General features: G+C 60.1%; 10 protein-coding genes. 2 read left to right on the top strand and 8 right to left on the bottom strand.

All coding sequences use genetic code 11. The features are described from left to right. Positions 1-111: 111 nt before the first annotated feature. Complete coding sequence (nirB, locus tag Q674_RS22755; protein WP_023007829.1) at positions 112-2,625, bottom strand: nitrite reductase large subunit NirB; 2,514 nt, start codon at positions 2,623-2,625, stop codon at positions 112-114. A 27-nt stretch (positions 2,626-2,652) separates the two neighbouring features. Beyond that, positions 2,653-3,882, bottom strand: a complete 1,230-nt coding sequence (locus Q674_RS22750) for an NAD(P)/FAD-dependent oxidoreductase (RefSeq protein WP_023007828.1) — start codon at positions 3,880-3,882, stop codon at positions 2,653-2,655. 346 nt (positions 3,883-4,228) lie between these two features. Between Q674_RS22750 and Q674_RS22745 the strand changes: the two genes are divergently transcribed. Then, entirely contained in the window at positions 4,229-5,527 is a 1,299-nt protein-coding gene (locus Q674_RS22745) for a nitrate regulatory protein (protein WP_023007827.1), read from the top strand. A gap of 44 nt (positions 5,528-5,571) precedes the next feature. Here Q674_RS22745 and Q674_RS22740 read toward each other — a convergent pair whose 3' ends face one another. The 3 genes from Q674_RS22740 to Q674_RS22730 all read right to left on the bottom strand — a co-directional run bounded on the left by Q674_RS22740 (position 5,572) and on the right by Q674_RS22730 (position 8,955). Further along, the gene (locus Q674_RS22740) at positions 5,572-6,432 is read right to left on the bottom strand and encodes an ABC transporter ATP-binding protein (protein ID WP_031209632.1); all 861 of its coding nucleotides are present in this window, start codon (positions 6,430-6,432) and stop codon (positions 5,572-5,574) included. A gap of 152 nt (positions 6,433-6,584) precedes the next feature. Continuing rightward, a complete protein-coding gene (locus tag Q674_RS22735) occupies positions 6,585-7,577 on the bottom strand; it encodes an ABC transporter permease (RefSeq protein ID WP_036149976.1) in 993 nt (330 codons plus the stop codon). A 13-nt stretch (positions 7,578-7,590) separates the two neighbouring features. Continuing rightward, complete coding sequence (locus Q674_RS22730; protein ID WP_023007825.1) at positions 7,591-8,955, bottom strand: CmpA/NrtA family ABC transporter substrate-binding protein; 1,365 nt, start codon at positions 8,953-8,955, stop codon at positions 7,591-7,593. Between the two features lie 476 nt (positions 8,956-9,431). Here Q674_RS22730 and Q674_RS22725 point away from each other — a divergent pair, with 476 nt between their 5' ends. Next, the gene (locus Q674_RS22725; protein WP_023007824.1) at positions 9,432-12,107 is read left to right on the top strand and encodes a nitrate reductase; all 2,676 of its coding nucleotides are present in this window, start codon (positions 9,432-9,434) and stop codon (positions 12,105-12,107) included. Between the two features lies 1 nt (position 12,108). Here Q674_RS22725 and Q674_RS22720 read toward each other — a convergent pair whose 3' ends face one another. From Q674_RS22720 to Q674_RS22710, 3 genes are all read right to left on the bottom strand, one after another. Further along, positions 12,109-12,771: a hypothetical protein gene (locus tag Q674_RS22720; RefSeq protein WP_023007823.1), complete on the bottom strand. Its 663-nt coding sequence runs from the start codon at positions 12,769-12,771 to the stop codon at positions 12,109-12,111. Between the two features lie 165 nt (positions 12,772-12,936). Further along, the gene (locus Q674_RS22715; RefSeq protein WP_011783759.1) at positions 12,937-13,455 is read right to left on the bottom strand and encodes an Hcp family type VI secretion system effector; all 519 of its coding nucleotides are present in this window, start codon (positions 13,453-13,455) and stop codon (positions 12,937-12,939) included. A 207-nt stretch (positions 13,456-13,662) separates the two neighbouring features. Beyond that, positions 13,663-15,402 (bottom strand): bifunctional protein-serine/threonine kinase/phosphatase, encoded by a 1,740-nt coding sequence (locus tag Q674_RS22710; protein WP_023007822.1) that lies wholly within the window; start codon positions 15,400-15,402, stop codon positions 13,663-13,665. Between the last annotated feature and the right edge of the window lie 2 nt (positions 15,403-15,404).

Genomic DNA, 15,404 nt, shown 5'->3' with positions numbered 1-15,404 from the left:
GTGGGAGCCGGATTCATTTTCTGGCAGGAAAAAAGATGTCTGAGCAAAGCGAGTTATTTTTTCCAGAAGAAAATGAATCCGGCTCCCGCGCTCCGCCCCCAAACCAGAAGGCTACGAAGAAGCCACCTCCAAAACAGGCCGACGCTGCCCCCGCTCTGAAGTCCACTGTTGCACCGGATCCTTCTGTTCCGGCGCATTCACAAACTCCCGGAACCGCTTACGCTTCTCCGGATCCTCCACGGCGGTCCTCCACTCGCACTGATAGGTATCCACCAGATCCGCCATATGCTGCTCCAGCTCCTCGCCGATACCGAGGCTGTCCTCCAGCACCACCTGCTTCAGATACTCCAGCCCACCTTCCAGATTCTCCATCCAGACCGACGTCCGCTGCAGCCGGTCCGCCGTGCGCACATAGAACATCACCACCCGATCAATGGTCCGGATCAGCTCCTCATCCGACAGATCGGTGGCAAACAGATCCGCATGCCGCGGCCGCATCCCGCCGTTGCCACACACATACAGGTTCCAGCCCTTCTCCGTGGCAATAACCCCGAAGTCCTTGCTCTGGGCCTCCGCGCATTCCCGGGTGCAGCCAGAGACCGCCATCTTCACCTTGTGGGGCGCACGCAGGCCCTTGTAGCGATTCTCCAGCGTGATCGCCATGCCCACGCTGTCCTGCACGCCGTAGCGGCACCAGGTGCTGCCCACGCAGGACTTCACCGTGCGCAGGGACTTGCCGTAGGCGTGGCCGGTCTCAAAACCGGCGGCGATCAGCTTCTCCCAGATCTCCGGCAGCTCGCTCAGGGTGGCGCCGAACAGATCCACACGCTGGCCGCCGGTGATCTTGGTGTACAGGTTGTACTCCCTGGCCACCTCGCCCAGCACAATCAGCTTGTCCGGAGTAATTTCACCGCCGGGAATGCGCGGCACAATCGAGTAAGTGCCGTTCTTTTGCATGTTGGCCATGAAGGTGTCGTTGGTGTCCTGCAGGGGTACGTGGTCGGTGGCCAGAATGTGCTCGTTCCAGCAAGTGGCCAGAATGGAGCCCACCGTTGGTTTGCAGATGTCACAGCCCTGGCCCTTGCCGTATTGTTTGAGCAGGCCCCGGAAGGTGCGGATACCGTTCACCTTCACCAGATGAAACAGTTCCTGTCGGGTGTAGGGGAAATGTTCACAAAGGTCGGTACACACCTCCACGCCGCGCTTTTCCAGCTCGCTGTCCACCACCTTCTTCAGTAAAGCCGCACAGCCACCGCAGCCGGTACTGGCCCTTGTTTCAGTCTTGACGCCGCCCAGGTCGGAGCAACCGGCGTCAATGGCACCGCAGATATCGCCCTTGGTGACGTTGTGGCAGGAACAGATGGAGGCTGTGTCCGGCAGGGCGTCGGCCCCCAGGGCAGGCGCGCCACCTTCGCTTTCCGGCAGAATCAGCGCCTCCGGGTTGGCTGGCAGCTCAATGCCATTGAGGGCGTACTGCAGCAGGGTATCGTAAGGGCCGTTGTCGCCTACCAGAATGGCGCCCAGCAGAGTCTTACCGTCCTGGCTCACCACCATGCGCCGGTAGTGGCCGGCCTGCTCATCGTGAAAACGGATATTGCGTGCACCCGGGGTCTGGCCGTGGGCATCGCCGATGGAGCCCACATCCACCCCCAGCAGCTTGAGCTTGGTGCTCATATCGGCACCGGTAAAGGCCGCACCGGTGTCTTTGTTCAAAGCGGCCGACAGGGTGCGCGCCATGGTGTAACCCGGAGCCACCAGTCCGAAGATGCGATTGTTCCAGAGTGCGCATTCACCGATAGCGTGAATGTTCGGGTCTGAGGTGGTGCATTGATTGTTGACCACAATCCCGCCGCGTTCGCCCACCTCCAGGCCGCAGGCCCGGGCCAGGGTATCCTGGGGACGGATGCCAGCGGAAAACACAATCAGATCGGTTTCCAGATGGCTGTCGTCGGCGAAGTTCATCCTCAGCCGCGCGTCGCTGCCCGGAACAATGGCCATGGTGGCCTTCTCGGTGTGCACCTGAACGCCCAGATCCTCGATCTTCTGGCGCAAAAGGGCGCCACCCTGCTCGTCCAGTTGCACAGGCATCAGGCGCGGGGCAAATTCCACCACATGGGCCTGCAGGCCCAGGCTTTTCAGGGCGTTTGCCGCTTCCAGCCCCAGCAGACCGCCGCCCACCACGACACCGGTTTTCGCTGACTGGGCACTGGCCTGAATGGCATCCAGATCGTCCAGGGTTCGGTACACAAAGCAGCCATCCTGATCGTTGCCCTTAATGGGCGGTACGAACGGGTAGGAGCCGGTGGCCAGCACCAGTTGATCGTAGGTGTACTCCCCTTTTGGTGTCGTCAGCACGCGGCTGTTCCGGTCGATGGCGGTGACCGGCTCATTCAGGCGAAGATCAATGCCCTGGTCCGCGTACCAGTCTGCTGTACCCATGGCGAGGTCCGCGTGAGTGGAACCGGTGAAGTACTCCGACAGATGCACCCGGTCGTAGGCCAGCTGCTTCTCTTCACCGAACACGATCACCCGGTAGGTCTCGGCCGCCGGGGACTGGCTGAACTGTTCCAGGAAGTGATGGCCAACCATACCGTTGCCGATCACGATCAGGGTCTGTTTACTCATCTTGCTGTCCTCTCTCTTGGCAACCTATCAGGCTGCTGCGTCGCAATAGGTTTTGCCGAAAGCGATGGTGTCCCTGTAGCGGGAGACATCGGCGCCGGAGCGAATCAGTTCGCTGTACCAGGGGCCGTTGGCGGTATCGCCCAGCAGGATGGCGCCGGCCAGCCGGTTGCCATCCAGCAGCAGTTGGCCGTAGACCGCGTGGGTTCGGTCCTGCCATTCAACAATTTCGGTATGCTCGCCGGGGACTATCCGGCCACAGGAAAAAATGGGCAGATCGCTGATTTTCAGTCGGGTGGCGACTTCTCCGGGCTCAAATACTCTGGCTCCCGGCACCTGGCAAAGAAGCTGTGCCAGGATCCGGGCCTGCTCGTAACCGGGTTCGACCAGGCCAAAGGTGTGTTCCTGAAACTGACAGCACTCACCCAGTGCGTAGATATGCGGGTTGGACGTCATCAGGTTCGGAGTGACTCGAATACCCCGGTCACAGTTGAGGCCGGCGTCAGCTGCCAATCCCTTGTTGGGTTCAATACCGGTAGCAATAACCACCAAGTCCGTGGCCAGTACCGTGCCGTCACTCAGTTCCACGGCGCGGACCTGATTCCGACCGAGCAGGGAGACCGGCGAGGTGCCGGTTCGGATACTCAGTCCCCGCTGCTGTAACTTCTGCTTCAGAATATCGCCAGCGATCGGGTTCAGCTGTCGGTTGAGCAGATGACCGCTGCGGTGCAGCACCGTAACGTCCATGCCCCGGGTCCTGAGCCCTTCGGCCGCCTCCAGGCCGAGAAAGCCTCCGCCGATGACCACGGCCCGACGGTGTGACTTTGCCTGCCGGATCAGCGTGCGGGTGTCGGCCAGGTCCCGGAAGTTCATCACGCCGTCAAGGTCTTCACCGGGGAGGCCAAGGCGGGAGGGCTGTGCTCCGGTGGCCAGCACCAGCGTGTGATAGGACTGGGTGCGACCACAGGCGGTTGTTACCTGGCGCTGGCCCGGACTGATATGGGTGACAGGCTCATGCTGGTGCACCTCTATTCGGTGCTTGTGGAACCACTGCCAGGGTTTCAGTTCCAGATCGGTTTCCTGAATCTGATCGGCCAGCAATGACGACAACTGGATCCGGTTGTAGGCAGCGAAGGGCTCACCGTTAAACACCACAATGCGGCTGAACGGATGCCCCTGGGCTACCAGTTGCTCCAGCAGCCGTTGCGCGACCATGCCATGGCCGCAGATCACCAGTGGGTTATCCTGTGTGTGTTCCATGGAACTGAGTGCCTCCAGCAACGAAAAAAGCCGGAGCATCATGCTCTCCGAAGAGAACAGATGGTCCGGCACCAATGCCAACAACAATGATCTGATGGTCCGGCCTGATTCCATGGCCGGGACAGTCGTCCTTGTCTAAGTGTTAGCGATCTCCGTGCCAACTTTTTCAGGCTTTATTATTCAATGGCTTAGGTGAGTCCGCTGAAGGAGTCCGGCTCGTGGGCATCAAAAGGGTGCCCCGGGATGGGGCGAAACGCACGATGATTGGGCCGGAATGACTGGCCTGTAAATTGCTGCAGTCCGGGTAGAAAGGAACCAACTGTGTACCGACACCAGGAGCTGCACCATGAACACCAAACGCCATCCCCGTATGACCGCGACAGCGACTGCTGCGGAATTTCTGATGGCCTCCCGCCAGTGTGAGATCCGTAACCTGGAGTACTTTCTGCAGATGGGGCGATTGGTGCAGAGCGTGGGCAATCTGGTCCATGGCCTGCAACGGGAGCGAGGCGCCACCAATCTTTATCTGGGGTCCGGTTGCCAACGCTTTGCCCGGGAACGTACCGCCATGGTCAAGGAAAACGACCAGTTGGCCGCTACCTTCCGGCAGGCATTGGCAGACATTCAGGAGGACCTCACCACCCATCCGGTCAGCAGCCCACTGCTCGGGCACATCGCCAGCGCCCTGCACAGCCTCGACCAACTGCCCGGGTTGCGGCAGCGGGTGAATGACCAGGAGGCCAGTGTTTCGGAGGCCACGGAGTGGTTCTGCGACAGTATTCATCAACTGATTACGGTCGTTTTCGAAGCGGCAGAAACCGTGGCAGAGCCTTCGATTGCGGGACTGCTTGTGGCCATGGTGCATGTCATGAACGGAAAGGAATATTGTGGTCAGGAGCGGGCCGCAGGTTCCGCGGGGTTCTCCAGCGGACACTTCGATAACGCACTGTCACGGCGCATGATGCACCTGGTTGAAGCGCAGGAGCGGTGTTTTGAGGTCTTTGTCGGCTTCGCCAGTGAGGAGAGCCTGTCGCTCTGGCAAGCCCTGCGCGCTCACCCGCGGGAACTGGAAATTGAGCGGATGCGACAGATGGCCGTTTCGGTCGGTCCCTATAAGTCTCTGGATAAAGACATGGCCGACCGCTGGTTCAATCTGATGACAGAGCGCATGGACGATCTGAAGAAAATTGAGGATTCGGTTGAGAGCGCTTTCCACCATCGCTGTGTGGAGCGCTATACCGAAGCGCGTCACTCCCTGGCTCATCAGGAAACCCTGCTGGCCTCGCTGGAACAACGCCATGCCTCCACAGCGCCCGTGCTGGTGGTTTGCGATAACGGTGTAGAGGCCGGAGCTGCCGATGCGTGGGCCGGGGAATGTGTCGGGCAGCAATCAGGCCGATCCATCTTTGACCTTGTCCAGGAACAGACCCGCCGCCTGCGTCAGATGTCCGAAGAATTGCAGAGCGCCAAAGAAGCTCTGGAAGATCGTCGTACCCAGGAAAAGGCCGTCTTGCTGTTGATGGAACACCGCAACATCAGCAATGACGAAGCCCACCGTCTGCTGCGAAAACTGGCCATGGATCAGGGCAAGCGACTGCCCGAAGTCGCCCGGGCACTGGTATCCATGGCAGGGGTCTTAAGCTGATACTTGAACCAGGCCGGGACGGGGCGCCCCGCACCGGCATAAAGTCAGGCCGAAGCTGAATGTTTTGCTGCCGGCGCCTCGGGTTTTGCACTGCTGCCGCGGCGACTGTTCAGTGACTCCAGCTTGCGCTGCTTCTCGTACAGGAACGACAACACCTCCTGCCGGTAATGCACATATTTGACATCATCCGCCAGGGCCACACGATTGCGAGGCCTTGGCAGATCAATGTGCAGATCCTCCCCCACCGTGGCGGCAGGGCCGTTGGTCATCATGATAATGCGGTCGGACAACAGCACCGCCTCGTCCACATCGTGGGTAATCATGATCACGGTATTGTTCAGCTCCTGCTGAATTTCCATCAGTGAATCCTGCAAATGGGCCCGTGTCAGGGCATCCAGCGCCCCGAACGGCTCATCCATCAGCAACACACTGGGTTTCATGGCCAATGCCCGGGCGATGCCCACCCGTTGCGCCATCCCCCCGGAAATCTCGCCAGGCCGCTTGTTGGCGGCGTGGGCCATATTCACCAGTTCCAGGTTATGGGTAATCCAGTCCTTGCGCTCCTGCCGGGTCATCGACTTGCGAAACACCTGCCGGACCGCCAGTTCCACGTTTTCATACACCGTTAACCAAGGCATCAGGGCATGATTCTGAAACACCACCGCCCGCTCGGGACCGGGCGAATTTACCTCATGCCCATCCAGCACACAGCCACCCCTGGAGGCCTGCAGTAACCCGGCAACAATGTTCAGCACCGTCGATTTTCCGCAGCCGGAATGGCCGATCAGTGAAACAAACTCCCCTTTCTGGATCTTCAGGTTCACATTGTTCAGGGCAATGAACGGTCCTTTCGGCGTATCAAACGCCATTTCAACACCGGTTAGTTCTAAATGTGGTTTACTCATGGAATTCACCTCAAAAGCAAGCGGAGCGCCGGGTGGGTTACGCCTCCCGAAACCCTCAAAAACATGGATGTTTTTGCGGAGCGTACATGGATGTACTCGCCGCGTGTTTCGGGAGGCGTAACCCACCCGGTGCGGCATGCTCCAGAACGGGATCACTCATTCCAGGCCACCTTCCGCTGAATCAACAGCATGACCCGATCCAGCAAAAACCCGATAAACCCGATGGCCAGCACCGCCACCATAATCCGACTCAAAGACTGGCTACTGCCATTCTGGAACTCATCCCAGACAAACTTGCCCAGCCCCGGACTCTGCGCCAGCATCTCGGCGGCAATCAGCACCATCCAGGCAATGCCCAGCGACACCCGCAAGCCGGTAAAGATCATCGGCACCGACGAAGGCAACACCACCTTGCGAACGTGGGTCCAGAACGACAGCCGAAGTACCCGGGAGACGTTCAGCAGGTCGGGGTTTACCGCTGCCACTCCAACGCTGGTGTTGATCAGTGTTGGCCAGAGACTGCACAGAGTGACCGTAATCATCGAGGTCAGGAACGACTTCTCGAACATTGGATCGTCACTGACATAGGTGGCCGATACCACCATGGTCACCAGCGGCAGCCAGGCCAGCGGAGAGACCGGTTTGAAGATCTGTATCAATGGGTTCACCGCAGCCTGGAAATACCGGTTGAGGCCAAACACAATGCCCAGAGGTACTGCAATCAGCGACGCCAGGGCGAAACCGGCCAGCACCGTCAGCAGGCTGGTGACCACCTGGTCGAGAAAGGTGGGTGCGCCGGGGTAAGCCCGGATACGGACGTCTGCCTCCGGGTTGTCAGCCAGAATGCGGGCATTACGCTCCTCCTGCATGGCGATGAACTTATCGGCCCGCTCCCGCTGGCTGATATGCTCCTGCCACAGTTGCCCGGATTGTTCCCACACCTGCACCGGGCCGGGAAAGGCCCCCAGGGAGGTTTCCACCTGTGGCGCGGCCAGATGCCAGAAGCCCAGGAAGACCAGAATACCAACCAGTGGTAACAGCAGCTGCTTGCCCTGGCTGAGCCATTCGCCCGGTTGCAGACCGGAAAGTAGCTGGCGGCTGCCACTGGCCATGGACTGACTGATTCTTGCGCTTAACGTCGTCATGTCAGGCCCTCCCTTACGGTGTCTCCGACCCTTTCAGGCCGATACTGAAACGGTTGATGTAGGCATTGGGTTCGCGCGGAGTGAAAGGGACGCCGTCAATCAGCTCACCCTGCATGGGGCGTTCAAAATTCTCCTGGGCAAAGTCCGGGAAATCACTGGCGGTCATCAGGCCGTCCTCGATCAGTGACTGGGCGGCTTCGGCGTAAAGATCGCCCCGATACACCCGGGCTGCGGTCTTCATATACCAGTCGTCGGATTTTGCTTCGGGAATCTGGCCCCAGCGCCGCATCTGACTCAGGTACCAGATCGCATCAGACGGATACGGATAGGTAGCGTGGTAGCGGAAAAAGACGTTGAAATCCGGTACTTCCCGGACATCGCCCTTTTCATACTCGAAGGTACCGGTCATGGAGTTGGCAATGACTTCCCTGTCGGCCCCCACGTAGCTGGGGCGGGCAAGGATGTCCACGGCGGCCTCCCGGTTAGCATTCTGGTTTTCGTCCAGCCAGTAAGCTGCGCGGATCAGAGCCCGCAGTAACCGAAGGTGGGTATTGGGGTTCTGCTCGGCCCAGGCTTCGGTGACCCCGAACACCTTTTCCGGGTTGTTGGGCCAGATTTCATAATCGGTAATCACCGGTACACCGATGCCCTTGAAAACCGCCTGCTGATTCCAGGGCTCGCCCACGCAGTAGCCCTGTATGGTGCCTGCTTCCATGGTGGCGGGCATCTGGGGCGGCGGTGTCACGGAGAGGTGCACATCGGCCTGGAGGGTGCCGCTGGTATCGCCGCGCTGGGGCGCGTAGAAGCCGGGATTCAGGCCACCGGCGGCCAGCCAGTAACGCAGTTCGTAATTGTGGGTGGACACCGGAAACACCATGCCCATGCGGAAGCGCTCGCCGTTGGCGCGGGTCTGCTCAACCACCGGCTTCAGTGCGCTGGCTGAAATCGGGTGTTCCGGATGATCACCTTCCATTTCCAGGTTTGGTTTCATCGCTTCCCAGACGTCGTTGGACACGGTAATACCGTTGCCGTTGAGGTCCATACTGAAGGCGGTGATGATATCGGCCTGGGTGCCATAGCCTATGGATGCGCCCAGGGGTTGGCCGGCCAGCATGTGGGCACTATCCAGTTCACCGGTGATGACCCGGTCCAGCAGCACCTTCCAGTTCGCCTGGGCTTCGAGTTCTACGAATAACCCTTCGTCCATGAAGTAGCCCTGTTCCCAGGCAACCGCCAGCGGGGCCATATCCGTGAGTTTGATAAAGCCAAGCTTCAGATCGGGTTTCTCCGCCGGGCCGATGTCGGCTTGGGCCAGGGAGCTCAGGCCGATCAGGGTGGCGGTCAGTAAAGGTCGAACATAATGGTTCACTGTCTTCATCGTGATGCCTCTCGGTTCTCTCTTTTCAGACGCGCAAAAAAAAGCGCCTGCCTCCGTTGCCGGAGAGCAGGCGCCGATGCCTGTAAATGAGAGCTGTGATGTCGTGATGGTTCACTAATCACTCAGCACAAGCCGTGCCATCCAGGACTATTCATGTATTTCAGTAAGTTGCGGGAGCCCTGGTCGTTCCAGCAGGGGAAGCCCGTGCTTTGCCGGGGTGGTTTTGGTGCAGAAAATCGCCCTTTGCACCAAGGTGAACGCCCATCGATAGGCTTTTCAAGGAAGCTATTTAGCGGTGCAACTGGCTTCGACAGGCGCACCAGGCGCCATTCAAGGCCCTTGGAGACATCAAATCGTGCGCTGGCCCCCTAATTGCTTTCTTTTATGGCAGACAACACAGGCAACGAAGCCCGCCCCCCGGCTCTGGAAACGGAAACCGGGTGGTGGGCTTTTTTGGTTCAAGAGCGAGGAACAGCATGAAACACCACGACACGCCAGCGGACTCTATTGCCACCACCTGCCCTTACTGTGGTGTTGGCTGCGGTGTTCTGGCCGCCCCTGGCCATGTCGAAGGCGATCATCAGCACCCGGCCAATGGCGGGCGGCTTTGCGTCAAAGGTTCTGCCTTGCATGAGACGCTGGAGGATACCAGCCGCTTGCTGGTGCCAAAGGTCGCGGGCTATGAGGTGACATGGGAGGAAGCCATTGACCGGGTCGCCGGGGCCATTTCCGATTCGGTGCGTGAGCATGGCGCGGAATCCGTGGCCTTCTATCTCTCCGGGCAGTTACTCACGGAGGATTATTACATTGCCAACAAGCTGGCCAAGGGGTTCATCGGCACACCTCACGTGGATACCAATTCCAGACTGTGCATGTCCTCGGCCGTTGCGGCACATAAGCGTGCTTTTGGCGAGGACTGTGTTCCCGGTTGCTACGAGGATCTTGAGCTGGCGGACCTGCTGGTGCTCGCGGGCAGCAACGCCGCCTGGGCCCACCCGGTACTGTACCAGCGAATGAGTGCCGCGCGCCGTCAGGGACGGAGAGTGGTGGTCATCGATCCCAGGAAGACAACGACAGCGGATCTCGCTGATCTGCACCTTCAGCTTCGCCCCGGAACCGACACCCTGTTGTTCAATGGCCTGCTGGTCTGGCTGCACGATCACGGAGCCCTGGCGGAGGACTACCTTGCCGAGCATTGTAACGGCTTCGAGGAAACCCTGGCGATCGCCCGATCCTGCGCGCCTTCTGTGCAAGCGGTGGCCAGGGGCTGCGATCTGGCAGTAAAAGAGGTGGAGTGTTTCTATCAATGGTTTGCAGACACCGGACGGACAGTGACAGCGTTTTCCCAGGGTATTAATCAGTCGGTTGCTGGTACGGATAAGGCCAACGCCATCATTAACTGCCATCTGGCTACCGGCCGGGTGGGCCGACCGGGAGCGAGCCCGTTTTCGCTGACGGGACAACCCAATGCCATGGGTGGCCGTGAAGTTGGCGGGCTGGCCAATACTCTGGCAGCCCATATGGATTATGACACCCCGGGCGCTTTGCTCAGGGTTTCGGATTTCTGGCACAGTGAGCAGATGGCCGGTGGTCCCGGCCATAAAGCGGTGGACCTGTTCGAGGCAGTCCATCGGGGAGAGATCCGGGTACTCTGGGTGATGGGCACCAACCCCGCAGTCAGCCTGCCGGGCAGTGAACGTATCCACCAGGCATTGTCCCGTTGCCAGACTCTGATTGTCTCGGATTGTGTGGCCCAGACCGATACCACGCAGTTTGCCGATATTCTCTTGCCGGCTGCCGGTTGGGGCGAGAAAGATGGAACGGTGACCAATTCCGAACGGCGCATTTCACGCCAACGCCGGTTTCTGCCCCTGCCGGAGCAGGTCCGGCCGGACTGGCAGATTATTCGGGACGTTGCCTGTTCGCTGGGCCATGCTCATGCTTTCGATTACACATGCCCTGCCGATATCTTTCGCGAACATGCGGTGTTGTCCGGTTATGGTAACGGAGGCGAGCGTGTGTTCAATATCTCCGCCTTGTCTCAACTCAGCAATCAGGAGTACGACGAGCTGGCGCCGGTGCAGTGGCCGGTCACGGATGGTAACCCCGGGGCCTGGTTGCAAACCCGTCGGCTGTTTGGGAACGGGCAATTTCCCACGCCGGATGGCCGGGCACGATTGGTGCCCGTGTCCAGTTTGCCGCCCGGGCAGCTGCCTGGACACCGGTACCCGCTGGTGGTGAATACCGGCCGAATCCGTGACCAATGGCATACCATGACCCGAACGGCTCTGGCACCCAGGCTGTTTGCCCATCGCAGCGAGCCGTTCATAGAGTTGCACCCGGCGGACATTGCCGGCTTTGGTTTGATTGAAGGTGCCCTGGCAGTGCTGCGTGGGCCGGGCAATGCAGGCTACGTTGGCCGGGTCCGGGGCAGCACCGGCCAGCGCACAGGTGAAGTGTTTGTGCCCATCCACTGGAATGGCCGGTTTGCCTCCTCTGCTTTGGCGTCCAGCCTGATCCGTCCGGTTGTGGACCCCATTTCCGGTCAGCCAGAAGGCAAGCATGGTGTGGCGACCATCCGGCCTCTGGTGACCCGCTGGCAGGCGAGGCTATTGCTGCGTGATCCCCGCCTTGCCTCGTTGGACCACACCGCTCTTGCCTACTGGAGCTGCCAGCGCCTGCCGCACAGTCACGGCTGGTGGTTCGCCGGTGGCCACGAGATGAACTGGCGGGACTGGGGGCACCGGTGTTTTTCGCGGGAACCGGAACTGGTTATGGAAGACCGCGCGAGACAGCGTTACCGGGCCGCCTGGCTTAGTGGCGATCGACTGGACGCCGTGTTGCTGGTTGAGCCCTGTGTCCAGACCATGCCGGATCTGGACTGGCTGGACAGTTGCTTTGGCAAAGGTGAGCTGGCGCCGGAACAACGCCGCTCGTTACTGGCGGCAGGCACAGTGGAAGGGGAAGCGTCAGGGCCGATTATCTGCAGTTGTTTTGGCGTGGGTGAGCACCAGATTGCCCAGGCCATTGAACAGGGCATGGCCAGCCCCGAAGCACTGGGTGAGCAGCTGAAGTGTGGCACCAACTGTGGCTCCTGCCTGCCGGAGATCCGGGACCTGCTGGCGCGCACCGGGGCTCGGGAACCTGCCTGAATCAGGCCGCGGCCGCCCGCCTAAGCAGCGACAATGGTACCCGATAGCGAAGGATCCGGGCATGCTGGCTGACAGTCACCGTGCAGGTCTTGCGGTTAACGCGTACCACCTGGCCCCGCTTCTCGCGCCGGCCATCGCCGAACACCACCGAATCCCCCACCTGCCAGCGCCGGTGCTCCGCAGCGGGACTCGGAAATTCAAAGGGTCTACTGGGTAGCGCTATCCCGCAGTCGCTGGCCAGCCCGGACAGGTAACGTCGGGTAGCGTCGGCTGCACCGCTATGATGCAGCTCGTCCAGGGCTTCATAGAAATGCCGGTTGTGAACGGAGCCGTAATGCCGTTGCCCGGCGCTGTGCTGCAGCAAATGGGCAAACTCATGGCAGCAGGTATGCGCCAACAGGTTCAGCACAGTTACCTCGCCCCCGAAATAACCCCGGCCACGGATCTCCCGGGTTGATAGCCAGCCCTGGGCGGTGGCCGGTTGATGCTTGGCGGCGATCATCCGGGCTCCGTAGGTAATCAGGTGCTGTTTCTTGCGAGGATCAAAACGGTGGTAGGTGGCCTGGCCCGAGCCGACCCGCAATGCCAGCCCGGCGCCCGGATTTGCCTGCTGAACCCAGCCTTCAGCCGGCGTCCAGAGAATGTCCCGGGTGGTCTGGCACATGAGGGTGCCAATCTGCCTTGCTGTTTGCGATTGAGTGGGGGTCACAAAATGTACCGGTGGCGCTTGATCTCGAATGTCAGGCAGCTATTTTCCAGTAATTTGCTGGTGAAAACAAAAACGGCCGGCCCGAGGGCCAGCCGTTTTCCTGCGATCGAACCTGAGGGATCAGGCTTCGACCGGGGAACGCCAGTCGTCAGCACCGGAAGTGCCGGCAACAGCGTGTTCCCAGGTAACCTTACGGTAGGCCAGGGATACTTCTACCAGCTGGGTGAACTCGGCCTTGGCCGGATCCTGGCAGTGGGGCATGTTGCAATCGATGTTGATGATGGTGGCATCTTCCAGGATGGTGGAGAAGAAGTGCTCCTGTTTGCCTTCTACGGAAGTGCGGTACCACTTCAGCTCTACCTTCGGCAGCATTTCGCCGGAAGCCAGGGCGTTGTACATCAGCGGAGTGGCTTTGTTCAGGGCCGCAGTGAACTTGAACGGCTTGTGAACACGCTGACCGGAAGGCTGGCCGGACTGGGGATCCGTTGGAACGGTAACAACGTGGCTGAATTCCTGGACCAGCACTTCGTCTTCATGACCTTCAACGTAGATGTTGCCTACGGAATCGGAAGTGAACGCGCCAGCGGTGATGTTACCCTGGGTTTGGCCTTCGATGCTGATATAACAAGGAGTTGGCATAGTCTGCTCCATGACAATGTTGTGAATGAGTGTCCCAAGGATGTTCCCTGGACGGCATAACAGATAACAATCGCCGTGCCAGTTGTTGAATGTAGCGATATAACAACTAGTTACGTGGAGTTCGGGCATTGTCAGAGTGTCTTCGGGCAAGGCGTTGCTTGGCGGGCGGGCGAGCTTTTGCTGGCCGGGCAATAAATGGCCCGGGGCTCAGTTCCAGGAGCCACTGGCCAGGGAGGTTAATAGTGCCAGCAGGAGCAGGGCCGAGACGCCTTGCCAGAAACGCACCGGATGCCGCTCCATGAGAGGTGGATGGTGTCGGGCACGCCAGTCTCGTCCGGGGTGTCGGAGTTCGTAGAGCAGTTCCGATAACGCCGGGTAGCGGCGATGGGGCTCCGGATGGGTAGCCCGGGCCAGGGTGGCATCCAGCCACGGCGGCAGGTCTTCACGCCAGGCCCTGGCGGGCCGGTATGTCAGAGCCTGTAGTTGTTTGCGAGTGCGGATGCGGGGTACATCGGTATGGTAGGGCAGGCGCCCGGTTAATAGTTGATAGATAATCACGCCCAGGGCGTACTGGTCCGACTGCCAGCTGCCGGGTTCGCCGAGAAAGAGCTCCGGCGCCGAGTAGAGGGCGGCTCCAACCGGATAGCAAGCGGCAGGCTTGCCCGCTTCTTCCAGACCGGCGACCCGGGTGGCTCCGAAATCGACCAGCATGGCGCGGCCATCCGGTGTGATCAGGACATTGTCGGGTTTCAGATCCTGGTGCACCATTTCCAGCCGGTGGAAGGCCCTGAGCCCCCGGATAATCTGCTCGGCCAGTTGTCGCACGGTTTCCAGATCTGGCTGCGGGTGATCGAGCATCCATTGCCGCAAGGTACAACCTTCTACAAAGTCAGTAGCCAGATACAGGCAACTTTGCGGACGCTCCGGGGCAAAGATGGCAACCACATGGGGGCTCTGAACGCGCTGGGCAATCCAGCGTTCAGTGACGAATCGCTCCAGCTCATCCGGATATTGCCGCAACTCCATCGCCGGGAACTTAATTGCGACTTGCTTCCCGGACCTCTCATCCCTGGCCAGGTAAACGTGGCTTCGGCTGCTGATATGCAGGGCCCGGATGATTCGGTAGCCGTCCAGCACCTCACCGGGAGCGGGCTCGCGCGCGAATGGCAGTTCGCGATAGGCTTTCTGGGCGCTGGTGTCCTGTGTCCGAGAGGGTAACCGGGTTACCCGCAATACCTGGACCGTCAGGTTATCCTCACTTCCCCTTTCCAGGGCGAGTTGGGCCAGCGACCGGGCGGCGTGATCCAGATCGTCCCCGTTGTCGGCAAGGCAGTGGGTGATATCACCGGCCGAGAGCCGTTCGTAAACACCATCGGTCATCATCAGAAACACGTCGTTCTGGTGCAGGGCGACACTGCGATACTCGATATCCAGTTGCGGGCTCAGTCCAAGAGCCCGGTTCAGGCAGCTTTCCTCGGCCGAAAGCCAGACCCGGTGGTCGGTTGTGAGTTGTTCCAGAGTGTTGCCCTGAAGCCGGTAGATACGGGCGTCTCCCACATGAAACAGGTGCGCCGTTGCGGATTTCAGAACCAAGGCACTGAAGGTGCAGACGTAGCCCCGGTCCTGGTCATAGCGATATCGGCTTTGTCGGGTCTGGGCGTGCAGCCAGGCATTGCTTGCCCTCAGCACCCGTTCGGCCGATTGTTTCACCGACCAGCTCTCGGGGGTTGAGTAGTAGTCGCTCAGGAAGCCGGCCACCGCCGCTTCACTGGCGATCTGGCTGACATTGCTGGAGCTGATGCCATCGGCGATTCCTGCCGCAATTCCCTTGCTGTGGCGCTGGTGATTGTCGGGTATCAGCAGGCCATGGAAATCCTGATTGGCGGGTTTCCGGCCGGCGCTGCTGAATTGTCCGGCTTCTATCGTGAGCTGTTCGCAGTTGGACATGA

It is taken from the genome of Marinobacter sp. EVN1 (assembly GCF_000475375.1).
In the GTDB taxonomy this organism is placed as follows: domain Bacteria; phylum Pseudomonadota; class Gammaproteobacteria; order Pseudomonadales; family Oleiphilaceae; genus Marinobacter; species Marinobacter nauticus.
This window is presented reverse-complemented; position numbering and strand designations above follow the sequence as displayed.

What these genes read in the sequence shown, in the direction of transcription:
- nirB (WP_023007829.1), bottom strand. Translation starts at nt 2,625, where the DNA reads ATGAGTAAACAGACCCTGATCGTGATCGGCAACGGTATGGTTGGCCAT.
- Q674_RS22750 (WP_023007828.1), bottom strand. Translation starts at nt 3,882, where the DNA reads ATGGAACACACACAGGATAACCCACTGGTGATCTGCGGCCATGGCATG.
- Q674_RS22745 (WP_023007827.1), top strand. Translation starts at nt 4,229, where the DNA reads ATGAACACCAAACGCCATCCCCGTATGACCGCGACAGCGACTGCTGCG.
- Q674_RS22740 (WP_031209632.1), bottom strand. Translation starts at nt 6,432, where the DNA reads ATGAGTAAACCACATTTAGAACTAACCGGTGTTGAAATGGCGTTTGAT.
- Q674_RS22735 (WP_036149976.1), bottom strand. Translation starts at nt 7,577, where the DNA reads ATGACGACGTTAAGCGCAAGAATCAGTCAGTCCATGGCCAGTGGCAGC.
- Q674_RS22730 (WP_023007825.1), bottom strand. Translation starts at nt 8,955, where the DNA reads ATGAAGACAGTGAACCATTATGTTCGACCTTTACTGACCGCCACCCTG.
- Q674_RS22725 (WP_023007824.1), top strand. Translation starts at nt 9,432, where the DNA reads ATGAAACACCACGACACGCCAGCGGACTCTATTGCCACCACCTGCCCT.
- Q674_RS22720 (WP_023007823.1), bottom strand. Translation starts at nt 12,771, where the DNA reads ATGTGCCAGACCACCCGGGACATTCTCTGGACGCCGGCTGAAGGCTGG.
- Q674_RS22715 (WP_011783759.1), bottom strand. Translation starts at nt 13,455, where the DNA reads ATGCCAACTCCTTGTTATATCAGCATCGAAGGCCAAACCCAGGGTAAC.
- Q674_RS22710 (WP_023007822.1), bottom strand. Translation starts at nt 15,402, where the DNA reads ATGTCCAACTGCGAACAGCTCACGATAGAAGCCGGACAATTCAGCAGC.